Source organism: Blautia sp. MSJ-36, assembly GCF_018917985.1.
GTDB lineage: Bacteria > Bacillota > Clostridia > Lachnospirales > Lachnospiraceae > Blautia_A.
Map to the genome: position 1 here is coordinate 1 of NZ_JAHLPQ010000063.1, position 1329 is coordinate 1329.

At 39.4% G+C, this 1329-nt stretch carries 1 protein-coding gene; it reads left to right on the plus strand.

The window, feature by feature from the left end; genetic code table 11:
• Positions 1–107 precede the first annotated feature (107 nt).
• Positions 108–1295 carry an IS701 family transposase gene (locus tag KQI39_RS17110; protein WP_423229998.1) on the plus strand — a complete coding sequence of 396 codons (1188 nt, stop codon included), beginning with the start codon at positions 108–110 and terminating at the stop codon, positions 1293–1295.
• Positions 1296–1329: the final 34 nt, after the last annotated feature.

Consider the following 1329-nt stretch of genomic DNA (forward strand, 5'->3'; position numbering starts at 1 on the left):
CTATAAATGAGCAAGTTCGTGATTTTGCATAAAAGAAAGACACCTCGATTCCATGTGTTGTATAATGAAAGTGCCAAAACAAACATTTGCAACATTTACGAAAGAAGGTGTCTCTCGCAAATACTATACATCATTCCTCATTCATATACAACCAGTTTAAAAAATTAAACTTATGCAAATTTTATTCGAACCGAGTAATAAACCATCTTATGAGTATCCTAATCAGTATTTTCATTTCAGGATATCATGGAAAAACCACGGACTTTGCTAAAAACAGTTCCTGCCACAGAACTACGATTGCCCATTTCCTCAATTCCGGAAAATGGGATGATTCCTTACTTTCAGATACGTTAAAATGCTCTGTCATTGAGATTATTTATTCAGAAGCAGCACGCACCGGAAAACCTGTTCTCTGTATTGTGGACGATACGATTGCTTCAAAGACAAAGCCTTCGTCACAGGCTTTACATCCGATTGAAGATGCGTATTTTCACCAATCCCATTTAAAGGGAAAACCGGATTACGGGCATCAGGCAGTTGCTGTTATGCTTTCCTGCAATGGCATTGTTCTGAACTATGCTTTTGTAATGTACAATAAGTCAATTTCCAAGATTGACATTGTACAAAGCATTGCAAAGGAGCTGCCTGTTCCACCGGTAATGTCCTATTTTCTTTGCGACTGCTGGTATGTTTCTGAAAAGATAATCAATACCTTTGCACAGAGAGGGTTCCATACCATCGGTGCTTTGAAAACAAACCGTTTGCTGTATCCATCGGGAATGAAAAAGAAACTTCGTGAACTGGCCGCCGAATTGTCTGTTACACATCGTGAATTTGACCTTGTGACAGTCAAAAAACGAAACTATTATGTGTACCGGTACGAGGGAAACCTCAACGGCATAGAAAATGCGGTAGTTCTTTTGAGTTATCCGGAAAAAGCATTTGGTAATCCCAAAGCATTGCGTGCTTTCATCAGTACAAACGCAGCCCTGTCTACACAGGAGATTCTTTCCTGGTATGTGTGTCGATGGCCGATTGAAGTATTTTTCCGCCAGTGTAAGGATAAACTGGCACTGGACAGCTATCAGATACGCTCTGCACAGGGAATCAAAAGGTACTGGCTACTTATGTCACTGGCACATTTCATGTGTGCAGTGGGTACTGGTAGGTTCTGTTCGTTTGAAACTGGATATCACGAAATCTGTGATACCATTCAGCTGGAAAAGTATCGTTATCTTTTTCAATGCGCAAAGGAAAGCAATGATTTTGATTCATTTATGAAATTCGCAGTGTAGTTTTGTGCAATTTTTTAAATTTGCTCATTTATAG